The organism is Henriciella sp. (assembly GCF_029937755.1).
Classification (GTDB): Bacteria; Pseudomonadota; Alphaproteobacteria; order Caulobacterales; family Hyphomonadaceae; genus Henriciella.
Genome location: NZ_JAPYPG010000003.1, coordinates 228558 through 248315 on the forward strand (window position 1 = coordinate 228558; position 19758 = coordinate 248315).

Consider the following 19758-nt stretch of genomic DNA (forward strand, 5'->3'; position numbering starts at 1 on the left):
TGCCAGTCACAGTTTAAGCCGCGTTTTTCACCGGAAGGTCCACACTACCGGCCGCCTTGTCGCGCGGCCGCAGCATGACCTTGCTTGCCTTGCGGCACGGCTCCTCCACCAGATACCAGCACACCGTTGAAGCGATCAGGACAAGCACGGCACAGAGACCGCCCATGGCCAGCATCTGCATGTCGCTCATCCCGTCGGGAAAGGCCATGCGATGATACTGCTGCCACAATTTGTAGACCGGATAATGTACCATATAGAGCGAATAGCTGATCAGGCCGAGGCCGTGGAGAACCGGCAGGCCCATCACACGGGCAGCAACCCCCTTGTTGCCGGACAGGCTGAGGATGAGCAGCGCCATCGGTGCGATCACATACCAGTCCGGCAAGGGGACTAGCCAGACCGCAGCGACCGCGACCATTGAAGCGAATACCACCCCATCACCATAGAGGAAACCGGCCACCCGCCCCGCCTGCGGCCGCACCGAATAAAGCCAGACGCCCAGCGCGAAGCCGAGAAGACAGCGATGAAGCCCCCACTGCCACCCGGTCCCGAAACTCGAGGCCCCGTCGCGAAGGTGCCAGAACCCGGCATACCCGGCAATGACAAGCAGGATGAAAGCCGCCCCCAGCCGCCGCGACAGGAAGAGAAACAGCGGAAAGGCCAGATAGGCCGCCCACTCCACGGAGATCGACCAGGCCGGCATGTTCCAGCTATAATTCTCCACGCCCGGCCAGGCCTGCGTCAGCGTCAGGTTTCGCCACAGACTGTCCAGGGTATCGCGCCAGTAAAAGAGATCCCGCCCCCTCATCGCATTGACATAACCGATGGCCAGCACGGCGGCGGCAAGCGTCACCAGATGCACCGGGTAGATCCGGCCGAGCCTGAGACCGAGGAAGCGGACATAGTCGATCGGCGACTTCATCCGGTCCTTATAGGCCAGCATGATGACGAAGCCGGACAGGATGAAGAAGAGGTCCACGAACAGCGTAATGCGATGCGGTGCAGGGAATTCGAGATGGAAATGCCCCCAGGCCACCATGGCTGCTGCAATACCCCGAAGACTGGTCAGCGGCCGGATGTCACCCATGAATCCCTCTCCTGTTCTCGCCGCAACCATAGCGGGACGGGGAGTCTCTGACTAGCTGCGTCAGCACCAGGACGAGTAGCCCAGAATCGCTTCGAGCGCAGTATGCAGAAAGACAATCTTCGTCTGGCTGGAACACCTTCCGAACGCGGAAGTCCCAGAAGCCCAAAAACGGAACGGACGTGAACGGCTGAACGTCCCGTCATGACGACAGAAAGGATGGTACGCCCAACAGGATTCGAACCTGTGACCTACTGATTAAAAGTCAGTTGCTCTACCAACTGAGCTATGGGCGCGCCGAGCGGCTTACCTAGCCGGGTGTGCGGGAGAGGTCAACGCAGCTGGATGCGTGAATTGCAGGTCAGTTCACGCCATGTTTTCGCCGTCATGATCGGCTGGAATCGGGATCATGAGATGGACTCTTCCAATTACCCTGTCTTGCGCCGGTCTCCTGACGGCCTGCGCGAACCAGCATACCAGCGCGGCGACCAATCGCGCCGTGCAGGAAACGCGTGCCGGTGCGGCCGGTGCAGCCATGACGCCGCTGCGTGATCTCAATCTGACGCGAGAGCAGATTCCGGTCATCCTGCAGCAGATCGATAATCCCTACGATATCGCCGCCGACATCACCTGCGAGGAAATCGCGGTGCAGATCGAGGAACTCAATGCCGTCCTCGGCCCAGACTGGGATGCCCTGCCGCGCGACGAAAAGGACCCGACGGTGTCCGACTATGCCGCCGACGAGGCGTCAGAGGAGGTCCTCGACATCATCGCGGACGAAGCCAGTGCCCTCATTCCGTATCGCAGCTGGGTGCGGCGTCTGAGCGGCGCCAAGTCTCACCAGAAGAAGGTGAAGCGGGCGATCCAGAAAGGCAGCCACCGGCGAACCTATCTGAAGGCCATCGGCCTGATGAAGGAATGCGACGGGATTGCCGCGCCCCGGCAGGTCGCCGCAAGTGAAACGGCTGGACCTTCCATCGAATTCAAAGCCTCCGTCCCCCCGCGCTATGCAGAGCAAGTGGGCCCGCCCATCGAACCGTTCGAGCCCAAAGCTGATCCGGCATCCGACCGATTCGCTACAGGAAGCGATGATGCTTTCGCCCTCCAGAACCCGGCAGATGTCCAGGAAGAGCCCTATCCATGGGCAGAAGAAGAATGGTCTGAGAAGGAATGGCCGGAGGATGACGAGGCCGGCGAGAATGCGACTACGGACTCTCGTCCGGCTTCGGTGCCGACTTCGTCTTTTCCCACCTACGACTGAGTTCAGCGCGCAGCGCCTCGAACCGGTTCTCTGAAATCGCCAGCCTGATCTCGGCCATCAGGGCCTGGAAGAAGGCCGTGTTGTGCCAGGAGAGGATCATCGAGCCAAGATACTCGCCCGACTTGATCAGGTGGTGGAGATAGGCACGGGTATAGTCGCGGCTCGCCGGGCAATCGACGCCCTCCTCGATGGGTGAGGTATCCTCGGCGAACTTTGCATTCTTCAGGTTGATCGGCCCCTTCCAGGTCCAGGCCTGTCCGTGGCGGCCGGCCCGGGTCGGCAGGACACAGTCGAACATGTCGATCCCGCGCGCGACGCTCTCGACAAGATCGATCGGCTTGCCGACGCCCATGACATAGCGCGGCTTGTCATCGGGCAGGTGCGGCATTGTCATGTCGATCGTCCGGCACATCTGGTCATGGCCTTCACCGACAGCGAGACCGCCCAGCGCGATGCCGCCAAAACCCTGGCTGACAACGCCTTTGGCCGAGCGCTCGCGAAGGTCCTCGAAGTTCGAGCCCTGGATGATGCCGAACAGGGTCTGGCTGTCGCGCGCCCCGAACGCATCAAGGCTCTTCTGCCCCCAGTCGAGGGAAAGCTCGAGACTGCGCAGCGCCTCTTCATGACTGCAGGGAAAATCGGTGCACTCATCGAGCTGCATCGAGATATCGGCGCCCAGAAGGTCGGCCTGGATCTCGATGCTCCGCGCCGGTGTCAGCCGGTGCTCGGAGCCGTCGATATGGCTGCGGAAGGTGACGCCGTCCTTGTCCATCTTCCTCAATTGGGAGAGCGACCAGACCTGGAAGCCGCCACTGTCGGTCAGCATCGGCCCGGACCAGCCGGAGAATTCATGCAGCCCGCCAAGCCGCTTTACGCGCTCCGCACCCGGGCGCAGCATCAAATGGTAGGTATTGCCTAGGATGATATCGGCGCCGGCCTGCTCGACCTGGTCCATATACATGGCCTTGACGGTGCCGGCCGTGCCGACCGGCATGAAGGCCGGCGTACGGATATCTCCGCGCGACGTCTTCAGAACGCCGGTCCGGGCCGCGCCCTCGCGGGCCTTGATCTCGAAGGGGAAGGTGGTCATGGGGGCGCTTTCGCTGATTAGCTGGCTGCTGACAAGATGAAAGCGGCAGGCCAACCTTCGCTCCCCCCGACAATCACCCCGGCGCTGACGGCTTAAGGTAACAGCAGGCACGCATCGCCATAGGAATAGAAACGGTATTTCTCCTTAATGGCATGCGCGTAGGCGGCCTGCATCACCTCGGTCCCCATCAGCGCACAGACCAGCATGAAGAGCGAGCTTTCCGGCAGGTGGAAATTGGTGACCAGCGCATCAGTCACCTGCAGCCTGTCGCCGGGTTTCAGGAAGATATCCGTCGGCCCCACTGTCGGCACGAGTTTGCCGCCCTCGACCGAACTTTCCAGCGTCCTGAGCGCCGTTGTGCCGACCGGGACGACGCGATGGCCCGCCGACCTTACGCCGTTCAGCCGCTCGGCCACTTCCGGGCTGACGCGGCGCCATTCCTCATGCAGGCGCCCGCTCTCAAGCTGGCTCTCCTTGAGTGGCGCGAAGGTGCCAAGGCCGACATGCAGACGCACCGTCTCGCTGTCGATCCCGGCATCGACGATGGTGGCGCGCAGGCGCGGTGTGAAGTGCAGACCCGCCGTCGGCGCGGCGACCGACTCCGCCTCATCCCCGGCAAAGCTTGTCTGATAGGTCTCGCGATCCTTGCCATCGGCAGCCCGGCGGCGCGCAATATAGGGCGGCAGCGGCATGGCCCCGAACGCATCGAGCGCAAGGTCCAGCGCCTCGCCTTCGACATTGAAATCCAGCGTGATCTCGCCGCTTTCGGCCTTGCCCGTAATCTCCGCCTCGAACCCCTCGCCGAAGACCACCCGGTCACCGGGCTTCAGCCGCTTGCCGGGACGCGCCAGCGCGCGCCATGTCGACGGGCCAACACGTTCGACAAGATTCGCGTCTATGGAGATGTCCGATCCAGCAGAATCGCGTGCGAGGCGAGTACCTTTCAGCGCCGCGGGGATGACACGCGTATCGTTGAAGACCAGCGTGTCGCCCGCCGAGAGATAGCGCGGCAGATCACGAACGCCTGCATCTTCCAGCCGTCCGTCGCCATGCACGACCAGCAGGCGCGCGGCATCCTGCGGCTCCACGGGCCGCAGCGCGATCAGCTCTTCGGGAAGGTCGAAGGCAAAGGCCGAAAGGTCCAAGGCGGAAAAGCCTATTCCTCGATGACGGCCGGCACCCGCGGGACGTCGCAGATATCGCTTTTCAGCTGCGCGGCCGCGGCAAGCTTGTCGGACCAGACCTGCGTGTCTGTGCGCTGGACATAAGCCACCGGGCGCTCATCCTCGGCGAGCTCCGTGGCCATATAGGCCTCTTTCAGCATGTCCGGATCCTCGATGGGCGTACCGCTCGGCTCGGGACCGGTCTTGATGGAGCGGACAACCTCGAAGCCGTCGATGATGCGGCCCCAGGCGGTGTACTGCTTGTCGAGATGATCGGCCTGATACCGCATCAGGAAGAACTGGCTGTTGGCCGAGTTCGGATCATTGGTCCGCGCCGTGGAGACGATGCCCGGGCAATGCGGGATCCAGCTGTCGATACTGGCATCCTTGGTCATCTCGGCGAGATAGGCACTCTGCGTCGCGATCGGGAAGCCCTTGTAAAGCCCCGCCGTGGCGTCGCCCTCAGTCCCGGCCGGATTGATCTTCATCTCCTGCGGATCACGGCGGAAGGTGAACTCGCCCTCCAGGTTCGGCAGGCCGGAGCCTTCGCCGTTGAGCGCATAGATGTCGCCACCCTGCGCCATGAAATCATCGATCACACGGTGGAAGCTCGTGCCGTCAAACTTGCCGGACTTTGCAATGGTGCGGAACTGTTCGACATGGGCCGGCGCAACGGCCGGCAGCATCTCGATGATGATGCGCCCCTTGGTCGTCTCGAAGACGAGCATGTTTTCCGGGTCGACCTTGCGCCACTCATCGGGACTGGCGTCGACGTCTTCCATCGTCCATTCCGGCGCGGTGGGTGCGTTTTCCTGAGCGGCGCTTTCGCCTTCCTGTGCGCAGGCCGTAGCAACGGCCATCGCACTGCAGGCCAGAGAGATGGAAACCAGACGTGTCATCTTCACTTGTACTTCTCCAGAAGCTTCTCCCTGACACGTGGCGTGACAAAGGAGGTAATATCGCCCCCGAACTTCGCGATCTCTTTCACCAGCCGAGAGGCGACAGCCTGATGCTGAACATCCGCCATCAGGAAGACGGTTTCAATCTCGCGATTCAGCTGCTCGTTCATCGCTGTCATCTGGAATTCGTATTCGAAGTCCGAGACCGCACGCAGGCCACGTACGATGACGTTGACTTCGCACGCTTCAGCGAAGTGCATGAGCAGGTTGTCGAAAGGCCGGACCTCGATCTTCACATTGCGCGGATTGTAAAGGTCGGCGGCGTCCTGCTCGACAATGGCGACGCGTTCCTCGAGCGAGAAGAGCGGCTTCTTCGCTTCGTTGACCGCAACGCCAATGATCAGCTTGTCGACCAGTTTCAGCGCCCGACCGATAATGTCGAGATGACCCATCGTGATCGGATCAAAAGTTCCGGGGTAAAGTCCGACGCGTTCCATTGAGGTCCTCCCTGCCCCGTCGATGAAAGAATGCGGGCCTGAAGACCCGCTACTCTTCTGTATCGTCTTCGCTGTCTTCTACAAGGCGTGCAACAGAAACAACACGCTCGCCCTCATTGGTCCGCAGCACCCAGACACCCGATGTGGCCCGGCCCGCTATGCGGATCTGGTCGACCCCGGTGCGGATCAGCTGGCCGCCATTTGTGACGAGCATGACCTGGTCATTGTCATCGACGGTGAAGGATTGCGCGATCTTCTTGACCGGGCCCTTCTTCTTGTCGCCGCTCCAGATATTGTGCGCGACGAGGCCTTTGCCGCCGCGTCCCGTGACCCGGTAGTCGAAGGAAGACGAACGCTTGCCCATGCCGTCATCGGCGATGGAGAGAATGAACTGTTCGGCTGCGCCCATCTCCGCAATGCGTTCCGGGCTCAGCGCGGCTTCTTCATCACCGTTGTCATCCGCATCATCATCGGCAACGGCATCGCTCTCGTCGATTTCTTCCTCACCGCTCGCCGCCCGGCGCATGGCGGCGGCATGTTTCAGATAGGCCCGCGCCTCCGGTGAAGTGAACTCGATATGGTGCAGCACGGCCATCGAGATGACCTCATCGCCCTTTTCAAGGCGGATGCCGCGCACGCCGGTCGAATTACGGCCGGCAAAGACACGCACATCGTCTACCTTGAAGCGGATGCACTTGCCGAGCGCGGTCGTCAGCATGATGTCATTGTCTTCCGAACAGATGCGCACCGATACAATACCATCGCCCTCGTCGAGCTTCATCGCGATCTTGCCGTTGCGGTTCACGCGGATGAAGTCGCTCAGCTTGTTGCGGCGCACCGTGCCGGAGCGTGTCGCGAACATGACGTCGAGCTCGTTGCGGCTCTCCTCATCGTCCGGCAGCGGCATGACGCTCTCGATGCGCTCATCCTTGGCCAGCGGGAAGATGTTGACCAGCGCCTTGCCGCGTGATTGCGGCGAACCGACCGGCAGGCGCCAGACCTTCTCCTTGTAGACCATGCCTTCGGAGCTGAAGAACAGGATCTCCGTATGCGTATTGGCCGTGAAGAGACGGGTCACGAAATCCTCGTCCTTCATCGACACGCCCGACCGGCCTTTGCCGCCACGGTGCTGCATCCGGTAGGTCGAGAGCGGGACGCGCTTCACATAGCCACCATGGGTGACCGTGACGACCATGTCTTCACGCTCGATCAGGTCCTCATCATCCATGTCGGCGTCAGCGAAGGTGAACTCCGAGCGCCGCGGCACGGCGAATTTCTCTTTCACTTCGTTCAGCTCAGCCCGGATGATGTCCTGGATGCGCGGACGCGAGCGCAGGATGTCGAGATAGTCGGCGATCTTTTCCGACAGGCCCTTGGCTTCATTGCCGATCTCGTCACGGCCGAGGCCGGTGAGGCGGGAGAGCTGCAGCGCGAGAATGGCGCGGGCCTGTTCATCCGACAGGTAGATCGTATCGCCTTCGCCGCGCCGTGTCCGGCGGTCGGCAATCAGGTCGAGCAACGGCCCCATATCCATGATCGGCCACGCCTTGGCAAGCAGCTGCTCGCGCGCGGTATTCGGGTCCGGCGAATGGCGGATGATGCGGATCACTTCGTCAATATTGGCAACAGCCAGCGCAAGGCCGACCAAGACGTGGGCGCGGTCACGCGCCTTGTTCAGTTCGAACTTGGTGCGCCGGGCAACCACTTCCTCGCGGAACTGGATGAAGGCCTGAAGGACGGCGCGCAGGTTTAGCTGTTCCGGGCGCCCGCCATTCAGCGCCAGCATGTTGACCGGGAAAGAGGTCTGCAGCTGCGAATAGCGGAAGAGCTGGTTCAGCACGACTTCCGGACTCGCATCCTTCTTGATCTCGATGACCACGCGGATGCCGTGACGGTCGGACTCGTCGCGCAGGTCGGCAATGCCCTCGATCCGCTTGTCCCGGACCAGTTCGGCGATCTTCTGCACCATGGCGGACTTGTTCACCTGGTAGGGAATTTCCGACACGATGATCGCCTGGCGCCCGGATTTCACATCCTCGATCTCGGTACGCGACCGCATCAGGACCGAGCCACGGCCCTCCATCAGCGCCTTGCGCGAACCGGCATGGCCGAGGATCAGGCCGCCGGTCGGAAAATCCGGACCGGGCACGATGTCGAGCAGTTCTTCATCATCAATCGCCGGATTGTCGATCATGGCGAGCGTGGCATCGACCACTTCGCCGAGATTGTGCGGCGGGATGTTGGTCGCCATGCCGACGGCGATACCGCCGCCACCATTCACCAGCAGGTTCGGGAACTGCGCCGGCAGGACCATCGGCTCCTGCTGGGTGCCGTCATAGGTGTCCTGGAAGTTGACCGTATCCTTGTCGATATCGGCGAGCAGGTACTGCGCCGCCTTGGTCATGCGCGATTCGGTGTAACGCATCGCCGCCGGCGGATCGTTGTCGATGGAGCCGAAATTGCCCTGCCCGTCGACCATGGTGAGGCCCATGGAGAAAGGCTGCGCCATGCGCACAAGGGCATCATAGATCGCGCTGTCGCCATGCGGGTGGAAGTTACCCATCACGGCACCAACAATGTTGGCGGACTTCTTGTACGCCTTGTCAGGCGTGTTGCCACCGACATGCATCGCGTAGAGAATCCGGCGGTGGACCGGCTTCAGGCCATCGCGCACATCGGGCAGCGCACGGCTGACAATGACGCTCATCGCATAGTCGAGATAGGAGCGCTTCAGCTCGTCCTCGATATCGACCGGGTCAATGCCGTCCTGATGCGGCGGAATCGGATTTTCGGGCTCTTCCGGCGGAGTGTTTTCGTCGCTCACAGGGAACCTGCCTTTTGCTTACCGGTGCAGGCGTCGAATCGCCCGCAGAATCTGGATAAAAGACTAGCAGGCGCCCCCCAGCTATTCAAACTTTCATGGCGGTTGGAGCGAGCCTTTCCACAGCGCGCTCTGGCCGGCCTGATGCGGCTCCGTCTCACCCGGCAACCGCATTCCCCGCGAAAGCGGGGACCCATGGCGGTTGAGACCGCACTTCCCAGCCGCCATGGGCCCCACCTTGCGGTGGGGAGGCAGGTCTTGGCCCTAAAGCAAATCCCCCCCGGCAGCAGCCGCCGTGGTGCCATCCTTCTTGAACGCCCGGATGACATTCTTGCCCGTGATCCACTTGTGAACCTCGTCCGGCCCATCGACCAGCCGCTGCGAGCGGATATGCGTGTACCAGGCTGCCAACGGCGTATCGAGCGAATAGCCAAGCGCCCCGTGGAGCTGGATCGCGGTATCTACCACCTTGTGGACCATGTTCGCGAGGAAGACCTTGGCGATGCCGTTTTCCTGGCGAAGGTCCAGGCCATTTTCCGCCTTGTAGGCGATATGCATCAGCATGAGGCGGGCGATGTAGAGTTCGCTCGCGCACTCGGCCAGCATGAACTGGACGCCCTGCCTGTCCTCCAGCTCCTTGCCGAAGGTCGAGCGGCTGGTGACGCGTTCGGTCGCGAGGTCGAGCGCGCGCTGTGCCATAGCGACATTGTGCATGCCGTGCCGCAGCCGCCCATAGGCGAGCCTGTGCTGCCCCATGGCAAAGCCCTTGCCCTCACCGCCAAGCAGGTTTTCCTGCGGGACGCGGAGGTCCTTGATCTCGACCTCGGCATGGCCCCCGCCCATGATCTCGTAGAGCGGGCCATGGACGGCCATGGTCGGGATGTCGCGCTTGATGTTGTAGCCCTCATTCGGCAGCTCGACGATAAAGGTCGAGAACTGCTCATGGCGCGGCGCGTCCGGATTGGTCTTGGCCATGACGACGGCGATGTCGGCGACCGACGCTGCGGAGGAGAACCACTTCTCGCCATTCAGCACATAATGGCTGTTGCCGTTCTTCTCCGCGCGGGTCTGCATGCCCGTCGCATCGGCGCCGGCGGCTTTCTCGGTCATGGAATAGCAGACCCGTTTCTCGCCGTTCAGGATCGGCTTGAGGAACTTTTCCTTCTGATGGTCGGTGCCGTGCGCGAGCAGCGTCAGCATGGTCGCATCATCCGGCCCCTGAGAATTCATCGACAGCGCGCCGAGATGGCTCTGGCCGAGCTCCATCTGGACCAGCGCATTGGCGAGCGGCCCGAGGCCCATACCGCCATGCTCCTGCGGGATGAAGGGCAACCACAACCCTTGCTTGCGGGCTTTCGCGCGCAGCTCGTTGAGAACAGTCTTGTAGTCCTCGCCATCGGTAAGGCGTTTCTCTGCCGGGATGCATTCGTCCTGCACCCACTGGCGCACGCGCTCGCGAATTTGCTTGGCATCATCCGGAATCGTGAAATCGATCGACATGGCATTTCTCCCTCTTGTTTTGGGACCACGCTAATCGCCATACCGGTCGTTGCACAGCCATTCCCCAGCGGCTTGTCGCAAGGTCATGGCGGCTTGAGCAGACGCCGCCGCACTGCGCCATTGATGCGGGCCGGGACGCCGCTAACCTGTCATCAGACTGGTCCGGAGAATCATCATGCAGACACCCCGCTTCACGAGGCGCTCGGCTTTCCTGATAACCCTGTCCGGGCTTGCGGCCGGCACAACATCCCCCGGCGCCCTTGCGGAGGCGCCTGCGACCCGGTCGGGCTGGCGAGCCGGGCCTGACCTCCCCTTCCCCGTCCAGGAAATCTACCCCTGCCTGCATGATGGGCGCATCCATGTCGCTGGCGGTTTCATCTCGGAAAATGGCGCGATCACCGGCCCTACCACCGCCCATCATGCGCTGGATCCTGCGAGCGGCCTCTGGGATATCCGCGCCGAGCTGCCGGTCGCGCGCCACCATCCACAGCTGGTCAGCTTTATGGGCCGCCTGTTGTCGATTGGCGGGTTCGAAGCGCGCGAGAATGGCGCTTGGCAGATGCAGGGCGACATGTGGCTCTACAACGAAAACGATGACAGCTGGGCGTGGGGCCCGGACCTGCCTGCGCCAAACGCCGAGAGCGTAGCTGGTGTCATCCGCAACCGGCTGCACGTCGTGGGGGGGCGCCAGCCCGCGGGCGACCGCAATCTCGACTGGACCGATCACACAGATACAGGCGCGCACTGGGTCTTCGATGGCGAACGCTGGCGCGATGGCGCGCCGATGCCAACGCCTCGCAACAGTGCCGCTGGCATTGTCGTGGACGAGCGCCTGCATGTCGTGGGCGGCCGCACCGTCGCCGATGGCAACACCGCCGTACACGAATGCTACGACCCATGGTCGGACCGGTGGGAGCGTCTTGCCCCTATGCCGATCGCACAGGCCGGGCTCGCCGCAGGTGTTGTCGGCCACAAGCTCTACGTCTTTGGCGGGGAGTATTTCGAGAATGGCGGCGGCGTCTTCCCCGAAGCCTGGGAATACGATTCCATCCGCGACCGCTGGCGCGCGCTGCCCGACATGCCTAAGCCTCGCCATGGCCTCGGCGGCGTCACGGTCGGCAAGGATATCTACCTGATCGGTGGAGCCCGCAAACGCGGCGGCAACCAGACAAGCGCAGCCGTCGAGATCTATCGGCCTTGACCTTGTGACGGGGCCGCGCGAATAGCCCGCCTCATGGCAGACACCGCAGAAAACCAGATCCCGCTGCAGCAGCACAAATGGTATGAGGACCTTCAGGCCCTCCTGCTCGGTACGCTGCTTCTCTCTTTCGGCGTGACCCTCTACAGCGAGGCGATGCTGATCACCGGCGGCGTGGCGGGTACCAGCCTGCTCATCGAGTTCAGCACCAGCCTGACCTTCGGCCCGGTCTTCTTCGTCCTGAACCTGCCCTTCTTCGCCCTGTCCATCATGCGGATGGGCTGGGGCTTCTCAATCCGGACGCTCATCTCCATCGCGCTCATTTCCGGCCTGACACGGCTGATCCCGCTCTGGGCCGACTTCTCGATGCTGAACCCGGCCTTCGCCGCCGTCATGGGCGCGGCGATGATGGGCGTTGGTCTGGTCGTGCTGCTGCGCCACCGCGCGGGCATTGGCGGGGTGACCATCTTGTCGCAATTTCTGCAGGACAAGGGCGTGGTCCGCGCCGGGATCTTCCAGCTGATCGTCGACCTCGCCATTCTGGTCGTCGCGCTCTTCATGCTGCCGCTGAAGCTCGTCGCCCTGTCAATCGTCGGGGCCTTCGTGCTGAACCTGACTGTCGCCATCAACCACAAGCCCGGCCGCTATCGCGGCATGAGCTAGGCACTCCTACCTCACCCAGCCATCCGCCGTCCCAGCTTGCGCTGGGAGGACGGTGTTTGGGTATGGCGAAATAAGAAAACCCTATCACCTCACCCCAACCGGTCTTCCACGATCCGCACTGAATGGCGGGCATCCTTCTTCAGGACGATATCGGCATGCTCGCGCATCGGCAGGATGTGGTCGGTGAGGTTGGGGAAATTGATATCGCGCCAGACCTGCATGGCGAAATTCTCCGCTTCCGGCACGCTCATATGGCGGAAGCGGGCATAGAAGGATGTCGGGTCATCGGCGGCGGCATGCCAGAAGCGCATGAAGCGGTCGAGAAACCAGGCCTCGAGGTCAGACAGTTCCGCATCAAGGAAGATGAGCACATCCGGCTCGCCCTCTTCGCGGTCAGGGCCGGACGGTCGAGCGAAGCCAAGCCCCTCGAGGATCAGCACGTCCGGCTGCTCGACGCGCCGGGTGAGCGCCGGATCGATATCGTAGATGACATGATTATAGCCCGGAAACTCCGCCGCCCCCTCGCGCAGTCCGGACAGGGCCGCGGTCATGCCGGCGCGGTCATAGGTTTCCGGAAAGCCCTTGCGCATCAACAGGTCGCGGTCTTCGAGAATGGCGTTCGGATAAAGAAACCCATCCGTCGAAACCGTCTCGACCTTCATGCGGGCCGAAAGCGTCGTCGCAAGTGATGCTGCGAGTGTCGTCTTGCCGGAGGCGACCGAGCCCGTCAGCCCGACGACAAGCCCATCAGAGGGCGCTGCCAGCGAGGCGAGCCTCGACGCGATCGTCCCGATTCCTGCAGTTGATTGATGCCCGGCCTGGTCCATGCGCACCCCCTTTCGCCATGAGGCCGACCCTAACGGGCCACAAGCTGCGGGCAAGCGCCTCTAGTCTACGCGGCGCGGGCGCAGGTCCGTGGACTGGATATGCCAGCGCAATTGTTGCGGGCTCGCGCCGGGCACATCATTGCTCCGGCGCAGCGTGACCGGACCTTCCATGAGATAGGGCTCATCCGTCTGCAAAACGCCAGACATGGTAACGGTCGGCTCGTAATAGAGCGAGCCGGCAGCCCCTTCGATCTCGGCCTCGCCAATCTCGATCTCGATGGTCTTGTACTTGGACCAGGCGGTCGCGAATTCCTTGGGCGAGAGTCCGCTCTGTTCGCCCTCTTCCCCCCAGACGGCGCGGGCGGCGACCCAGTCCCGGGACTCGAGCGCATCGGCCCAGTCGCGCAGCACCTCCTGCGGCTCGGCCGGACGCGAGACGCGCTCGTCTGCGCCAGTTTCCGGTAACGCGACAGGCTTTGAGGGAATGGCGTCCTGTGTATCGGTCCCCTGCGCTGCCGGCACGGTCTCGTCGGGTCCCGCCGGGTTACAGGCGGCCGCAAGCGCCAGGAGCGGCAAGAGGGCAAGGCGTTTCATGCAGGCACTCCTTCACGTGGCGGGCACACTGCAGAAACACGTCTGCGAGCTCTCCTGTTCCGCAGGCCAGCCCTATGCCATGGGCCGTTCTGCCAGTCAGTCGTCCGGCAGGCCCGGCAGCGGTGTGCCCTGGGCCTCGAGCCCGGCAAACAGATTGGCCTGCGTCCGGGCGATATCCTGCTCATCAACGGCTGCAGCCCGAAGCGCCAGCAACCTTTCCTCTGGCAGCCACTGACCGGCCCGGACCACGCCCGTCAGATCACCCGCGCAAGAAATGTCGATGAGGGGATCACAGGCATAGATGACGAGATCGGCCGCACAGCCTTCCGCCATACAGCCATGCTCATCGACCTCTCCCACAGCCAGCGCCGCATTCCACGTCGCCGCCTGAAGCGCCTCATAGGGCGTGAGGCCCGCCTCGACCAGCAAGGTCAGCTCGTCGATCAGGGACAGGCCCGGCACATTGATGAAGATACCGGCGTCGCTGCCGGCAACCAGGACCACGCCTTCCTCCTGGAAGATCTTCGTCACGCGCGCCTGGAACGCATCATTGGCAGCAAGCGGTGCGGAGGGCTGGCTTGCCCAGAACGCGATAACGCCCTGTTCCATGCCCTGTACGAACGGGTTGAGCAGAGCCATTTCCTCGCGCTGGGCACGTGCACCGTCGCTTTCGGCCATGCGCAGCAGGTTGTGGTGAGCCACCCGCGTCGGCGTCACCGGCACGCCAACGGCTGCAATCCTGCGGCCAAGCTCGCGGGCCGCATCCTCGTCATGGCGGTCGCGCAGGCCGTGCCAGACGATGGATTCCACATGTTCGATGGTTTCGAATCCGTCATCGAGCACGTCCTCGAAGGCGATGGCGAAAGGCTGCGTCAGCGGCACGCCCGACCGCCGAAGCCCTTCCGGCGTATGGCCGGTCACGCGCATCCCATGCTCGGCGGCGGCGGCAAGAATGGCCTCATAGGCTTCACGCCGCAGGTTCGAATAGACCTTGATCCGGGTGAAACCCGCCTCGGCCTGCCAGTCGATGGCGGCCCGCGCGGCCTCCGCCTCCTCGACGATCTTGTGATTGACCTGCGCATTCGGCCCGGCACTGTTCAGGATCGGTCCCGATGTCAGCAGGCGCGGCCCAGGCCGTTCGCCCGTCTCGACCTCGCGCTGCAGCGACAGATGAAACGGCATGCCCGACAGATTGCGGATGGTCGTCACGCCATAGGAGAGATAGGCACCAAGCTCGGCCTCGTCCCAGACATGGACATGCATGTCAGCGAGGCCCGGCGTGACGGTTCGTCCCTCGGCATCAAGCACCTCGGGCGCATCGAAACGGGCCGTGGACTCGCCGATCGCCACAATATCGCCCGCGCGCACAAGCAGCGATGCCCTCTCACGGATGGACGCAGTTTCGCCCGACAGATCGACGAGGCGTGCATTCTGTATCAGCAGGTCGCCGGTCTCGACCGGGCCCGGCGCGGGCTGGCCGGTGCAGGCTGCAAGCATGAGCGTCAGAAGCGCGCTCGTCCCCCGGCCGCCGGCTCGCCTCATCCTAGAACGGGATCTCGTCGTCGAAATCCTGGTTGAAGTCCTGCGGCGGGCCGTCCAGCTCGCGCGGACCGCCGGAGCCGCCGCCACCATAATTGCCGCCGCCCGTGCGGCCACCGCCACCGCCCTGACCGCCGCCCGGGCTGTCGAGCATGGTCAGCGTGCCGTCAAAGCCTTGCAGGACGACCTCGGTGGAATAGCGGTCCTGGCCATTCTGGTCCTGCCACTTGCGGGTCTGGAGCTTGCCTTCGATATAAACCTTGGAGCCCTTCTTGAGGTATTGCTGCGCGATGCGCACAAGCCCGTCGGAGAAAATGGCCACCGAATGCCATTCGGTCTTCTCGCGGCGCTCGCCGGTATTCTTGTCTTTCCAGTTTTCCGAGGTCGCGATGCGCAGATTGCAGACCTGCCCGCCATTCTGGAACTGCCTCACTTCCGGGTCCGCGCCCAGATTACCAATGAGGATGACCTTGTTCACGCTGCCTGCCATGTCGGGCTCCGTTCATTTCGTGTTCGAATCTTTTCAGCAATCGATGTAATACGTGACTTGGCGCGTGTCGCCCTCGCACCCCATATTTCCACAAGTCGACGCCCACACATCAGTCAGCCACATGATGTTCATTTTTTGTTCTTGTCGTCAAGCTGGACTCCGGGCACACATGTAGATTGAACCAAAAGACGCTCTTCCCAGAGGCTCCTGCCTATGACTGCTCCCGACCTTCGCATGATCCGCGTCCGCGGTGCGAAAGAACACAATCTGAAGAATATCGATGTCGATATCCCTCGAGACCAGCTGGTCGTGCTGACCGGGCTGTCGGGCTCGGGCAAGTCCTCGCTTGCCTTCGACACGATCTATGCCGAGGGCCAGCGCCGCTATGTCGAGAGCCTGTCGGCCTATGCGCGCCAGTTCCTGGAGCTTATGCAGAAGCCGGATGTGGAGAGCATTGAGGGCCTCTCGCCGGCCATCTCCATCGAGCAGAAGACGACCTCCAAGAACCCGCGCTCGACCGTGGGCACGGTCACCGAGATCTATGACTATATGCGCCTGTTATGGGCGCGCGTGGGCATCCCCTATTCGCCGGCCACGGGCCTTCCTATCCAGTCCCAGACCGTGTCGGAAATGGTGGACCGGACGATGGACTTGCCTGAAAAGACGCGACTCTATCTGCTCGCGCCGATGATCCGCGGCCGCAAGGGCGAGTATCGCAAGGAATTCGCTGAACTGCTGAAGAATGGCTTCCAGCGCGTGAAGGTTGATGGCGAGTTTCATGACTTGGAAACCCCGCCCACGCTCGACAAGAAATTCAAGCATGACATCGATGTCGTCGTCGATCGCATCGTCATCCGCGAAGGCATGGAGCAGCGCCTGGCGGAAAGTTTCGAGACCGCGCTCGGCCTTGCCGACGGGATCGCCGTGCTGGAATATGCCGACCTGGCCGAGGGCGAGACAGAGCCGAAGCGGATCACCTATTCCGCCAATTTCGCCTGCCCCGTCTCCGGCTTCACCATTCCGGAAATCGAACCGCGTCTCTTCTCGTTCAACAACCCATTCGGGGCGTGTCCGACCTGTGACGGTCTCGGCCAGCAATCCAAGGTCGATCCGGAACTGATCGTCCCGGACAAGGATCTCGCCCTGTCGAAAGGCGCCATCGCCCCCTGGGCCCGCGGCGCCTCGCCCTATCAGACACAGACCCTTCAGGCACTCGGCGACCATTACGATTTCGATCTCGACAAGCCGTGGAACAAGTTGCCTCAAAACGTCCGCGACATCATCCTCCACGGCACCGGCGATGAGGAAGTCCAGTTCGTCTATGATGACGGCCTGCGCCGCTATGAGGTGAAGAAGACGTTCGAGGGCGTCATCCCCAACCTCAACCGCCGCTATCGCGAGACTGACAGCCAGTGGGTGCGCGACGAGATCACCAAGTACATGTCGGCGGCCGACTGCCCGGCCTGTAATGGCAAACGCCTGAAGCCGGAAGCGCTGGCGGTCCGGATCGCCGATCATGACATTGCGGATGCGTCCGAATTCTCGATCAAGCATGCCGGCGAGTGGTTCGCCACGGTGGTGGACTCGCTGACCGACCAGCAAAAGGAAATCGCGACGCGTATCCTGAAGGAGATCAATGACCGGCTGATCTTCCTGAACGCGGTCGGCCTCGAATACCTCTCGCTGTCCCGTGCCTCGGGCACCCTGTCGGGCGGGGAAAGCCAGCGCATCCGGCTTGCCAGCCAGATCGGCTCCGGTCTGCAGGGCGTGCTTTACGTGCTCGACGAGCCAAGCATCGGCCTGCACCAGCGCGACAATGAGCGCCTGCTGGAAACGCTGAAACGCCTGCGCGACCTTGGCAACTCCGTGCTCGTCGTGGAGCATGATGAGGACGCCATCCTCACTGCCGACCATGTCATCGATATGGGCCCGCGCGCCGGTGTGCATGGCGGCCACGTCGTCTCCGAGGGCAAGCCGGAAGACATCATCGCCGACGAGAACAGCCTCACCGGCGCCTACCTGTCGGGCAAGGAAGAGATCGCCATCCCGCCAAAGCGGCGCCTGTCGAAGAAGTCGCGCTCGCTCACCATCAAGGGCGCGACCGGCAACAATCTCAAGAATGTCGATGCGTCGGTGCCACTCGGCACGTTCACTGCGATCACCGGTGTCTCCGGCGGCGGCAAGTCGACCCTCATCATCGAGACGCTCTACAAGGCGCTGGCGCGCAAGCTGAATGGCGCCTCGGCGGCCCCTGCCCCCTATCAGAGCATCGAGGGGCTTAATCATCTCGACAAGGTCATCGATATCGACCAGTCGCCCATCGGACGCACGCCGCGCTCCAACCCGGCCACCTATACCGGCGCCTTCGGCCCGATCCGTGACTGGTTCGCCGGCCTGCCGGAATCCAAGGCGCGCGGCTACAAGCCGGGACGTTTCTCCTTCAATGTGAAGGGCGGGCGCTGCGAGGCCTGCCAGGGCGACGGCGTCATCAAGATCGAGATGCACTTCCTGCCGGATGTCTACGTCACCTGCGAGACCTGTGACGGCAAGCGCTACAATCGCGAGACGCTGGAAGTGCTCTACAAGGGCAAATCCATCGCCGACGTGCTCGACATGACTGTGGAGGAAGCCGAGAAGTTCTTCTCCGCCGTGCCGTCGATCCAGTCGAAGATGGAAACGCTGAACCGCGTCGGGCTTTCCTACATCAAGGTCGGCCAGCAGGCGACGACCCTGTCCGGTGGTGAGGCGCAGCGCGTGAAGCTCGCCAAGGAACTCTCCAAGCGCGCTACCGGCCGCACGCTCTACATCCTTGACGAACCGACCACGGGGCTGCATTTCGAGGATGTCCGCAAGCTCCTGGAAGTGCTCCATGAACTCGTCGATGCGGGCAATACGGTGATCGTGATCGAGCACAATCTCGACGTCATCAAGACCGCCGACCACATCATCGATATCGGCCCCGAGGGCGGCGATGGCGGCGGCAAGGTCGTCATTACAGGGACACCTGAAGAAGTCGCTGCAAGTGACTCAAGCTGGACAGGAAAATTCCTCGCCGAAACCTTCCGCCGCCAGGATGAGAGGCGCGCCCAGCGCAACAAGGTCACCCGCAAGAAAGCCAAGCAGAAACAGGCCGCCGAGTAGGTATCACGCAAACACATCCGGTGCCTGCGCGACGCCGCCGCCGCGCGGGTCGGTCTTGGCGGCCAGCGCAGCCGGCCCGGCCCAGACATAGAAGAAGAAGCCCTGCATCAGGATCCAGAACACGCCCCCGCCGATCAGCGGCGCGAGGATGTCGAAGTGCAGGATGGCTGACAGCAGCGCGAACGGGTTCTGCGCCTCCACGGCGCGTTCGAAGCGCGCGATATTCTCCATCACGGCCGCGGCCACGCTCGTCCCGACCACGTAAAATGTGAAGTATGACAGCACGGCGATAAAAATGGCGAGCACGACATAGGCGCCGAACAGCGGCCAGAACCGCCCGTTCGTCGCATGCCAGGCATCGAAGAAGGCGATCTTGCCATCCCGGATCGTCATCGCCGAGGCCGGGGCCAGGCGGACGCCGATCCATATCCAGATGCCGCTCACCAGCGCGAGACATCCCAGCACCGCGATCGCCCCGCCCGCCGGATTGTCGAGCGCGTAAACCAGCGAAGCTGTGCTCACCAGGATGAAGATGATGCTGACGATCTGTCCCGTCACGGCAAGGCCGAACCAGATCAGGCCAATCAGCATCAGCCGGAATTCGTCGGCGCCAATCTGCAGGCTGAAGCCCTCATCACGCACCAGGCGCCGCTGCACGGCGGCCTCGAACACCGCCCAGAACAGGACGCCGAGCACCAGCATCGAGATGTTGCCCATCACGATCCAGCCGGCAATCTCGGTCGCGCGGCGCGCGACAAGTGCCTCGATCATCTGGTCGGCTTCAGGCTCGCTCATGCCAGCGGAAATGATCTCGAAGATGGCGCTCATCGCCATATTGATCAGCGGCCGGAACAGCAGATAGCTGATCGCCATCAGGCAGAGCGCGCCAAAGAGATAGGCCAGCAGGTATTTCCAGAGAAAGCCGCGCGGGCCGTCGGTTTTCGCGAAATGCAGGAAGGCATTATCGAAACTGAAGCGAGTTGCCATCCTG

The 19758-nt window shown here is 62.7% G+C and carries 16 protein-coding genes and 1 tRNA gene; 4 read left to right on the forward strand and 13 right to left on the reverse strand.

The window, feature by feature from the left end; all coding sequences use genetic code 11:
* Positions 1–13 precede the first annotated feature (13 nt).
* On the reverse strand, positions 14–1087 hold the full coding sequence (locus tag Q1K29_RS08710; RefSeq protein ID WP_300393428.1) for an acyltransferase: 1074 nt from the start codon (positions 1085–1087) through the stop codon (positions 14–16).
* Positions 1088–1304: 217 nt separating this feature from the next.
* A tRNA-Lys gene (locus Q1K29_RS08715) sits at positions 1305–1380 on the reverse strand.
* 113 nt (positions 1381–1493) lie between these two features.
* On the opposite strand from Q1K29_RS08715, the gene Q1K29_RS08720 reads away from it, so the two are divergent.
* Positions 1494–2345: a hypothetical protein gene (locus Q1K29_RS08720; RefSeq protein WP_300393431.1), complete on the forward strand. Its 852-nt coding sequence runs from the start codon at positions 1494–1496 to the stop codon at positions 2343–2345.
* Here the strand turns inward: Q1K29_RS08720 and tgt are convergent.
* From tgt to Q1K29_RS08750, 6 genes are all read right to left on the reverse strand, one after another.
* A complete protein-coding gene (tgt, locus tag Q1K29_RS08725) occupies positions 2290–3435 on the reverse strand; it encodes a tRNA guanosine(34) transglycosylase Tgt (protein WP_300393434.1) in 1146 nt (381 codons plus the stop codon). The two genes, Q1K29_RS08720 and tgt, sit on opposite strands and share 56 nt — an antisense overlap.
* A 92-nt stretch (positions 3436–3527) precedes the next feature.
* The gene (queA, locus tag Q1K29_RS08730; protein WP_300393437.1) at positions 3528–4580 is read right to left on the reverse strand and encodes a tRNA preQ1(34) S-adenosylmethionine ribosyltransferase-isomerase QueA; all 1053 of its coding nucleotides are present in this window, start codon (positions 4578–4580) and stop codon (positions 3528–3530) included.
* Between the two features lie 11 nt (positions 4581–4591).
* The gene (locus tag Q1K29_RS08735) at positions 4592–5497 is read right to left on the reverse strand and encodes a peptidylprolyl isomerase (RefSeq protein ID WP_300394059.1); all 906 of its coding nucleotides are present in this window, start codon (positions 5495–5497) and stop codon (positions 4592–4594) included.
* 2 nt (positions 5498–5499) lie between these two features.
* Positions 5500–5994: a pantetheine-phosphate adenylyltransferase gene (gene coaD / locus Q1K29_RS08740; protein ID WP_300393440.1), complete on the reverse strand. Its 495-nt coding sequence runs from the start codon at positions 5992–5994 to the stop codon at positions 5500–5502.
* A gap of 49 nt (positions 5995–6043) precedes the next feature.
* Positions 6044–8818 (reverse strand): DNA gyrase subunit A, encoded by a 2775-nt coding sequence (gene gyrA / locus Q1K29_RS08745; RefSeq protein ID WP_300393443.1) that lies wholly within the window; start codon positions 8816–8818, stop codon positions 6044–6046.
* Between the two features lie 261 nt (positions 8819–9079).
* Complete coding sequence (locus tag Q1K29_RS08750; RefSeq protein ID WP_300393446.1) at positions 9080–10315, reverse strand: acyl-CoA dehydrogenase family protein; 1236 nt, start codon at positions 10313–10315, stop codon at positions 9080–9082.
* A gap of 175 nt (positions 10316–10490) precedes the next feature.
* Here Q1K29_RS08750 and Q1K29_RS08755 point away from each other — a divergent pair, with 175 nt between their 5' ends.
* Both Q1K29_RS08755 and Q1K29_RS08760 read left to right on the forward strand, forming a co-directional pair.
* Positions 10491–11516, forward strand: coding sequence for a kelch repeat-containing protein (locus Q1K29_RS08755; RefSeq protein ID WP_300393449.1), 1026 nt, complete (start codon positions 10491–10493; stop codon positions 11514–11516).
* A 33-nt stretch (positions 11517–11549) separates the two neighbouring features.
* Positions 11550–12176, forward strand: coding sequence for a YitT family protein (locus Q1K29_RS08760; RefSeq protein WP_300393452.1), 627 nt, complete (start codon positions 11550–11552; stop codon positions 12174–12176).
* 89 nt (positions 12177–12265) lie between these two features.
* Here the strand turns inward: Q1K29_RS08760 and Q1K29_RS08765 are convergent, their stop codons facing one another.
* The 4 genes from Q1K29_RS08765 to ssb all read right to left on the reverse strand — a co-directional run bounded on the left by Q1K29_RS08765 (position 12266) and on the right by ssb (position 15626).
* Entirely contained in the window at positions 12266–13003 is a 738-nt protein-coding gene (locus tag Q1K29_RS08765) for a hypothetical protein (protein ID WP_300393456.1), read from the reverse strand.
* 60 nt (positions 13004–13063) lie between these two features.
* Positions 13064–13597, reverse strand: coding sequence for a hypothetical protein (locus tag Q1K29_RS08770; RefSeq protein WP_300393460.1), 534 nt, complete (start codon positions 13595–13597; stop codon positions 13064–13066).
* Between the two features lie 96 nt (positions 13598–13693).
* Entirely contained in the window at positions 13694–15139 is a 1446-nt protein-coding gene (locus Q1K29_RS08775; RefSeq protein WP_300393463.1) for an amidohydrolase family protein, read from the reverse strand.
* Between the two features lies 1 nt (position 15140).
* Positions 15141–15626, reverse strand: coding sequence for a single-stranded DNA-binding protein (ssb, locus tag Q1K29_RS08780; RefSeq protein ID WP_300393467.1), 486 nt, complete (start codon positions 15624–15626; stop codon positions 15141–15143).
* Between the two features lie 213 nt (positions 15627–15839).
* Between ssb and uvrA the strand changes: the two genes are divergently transcribed.
* Positions 15840–18767, forward strand: a complete 2928-nt coding sequence (uvrA, locus tag Q1K29_RS08785) for an excinuclease ABC subunit UvrA (RefSeq protein ID WP_300393470.1) — start codon at positions 15840–15842, stop codon at positions 18765–18767.
* Between the two features lie 3 nt (positions 18768–18770).
* On the opposite strand, the gene Q1K29_RS08790 is transcribed toward uvrA, so the two are convergent.
* The gene (locus tag Q1K29_RS08790; RefSeq protein WP_300393473.1) at positions 18771–19754 is read right to left on the reverse strand and encodes a hypothetical protein; all 984 of its coding nucleotides are present in this window, start codon (positions 19752–19754) and stop codon (positions 18771–18773) included.
* Positions 19755–19758 lie beyond the last annotated feature (4 nt).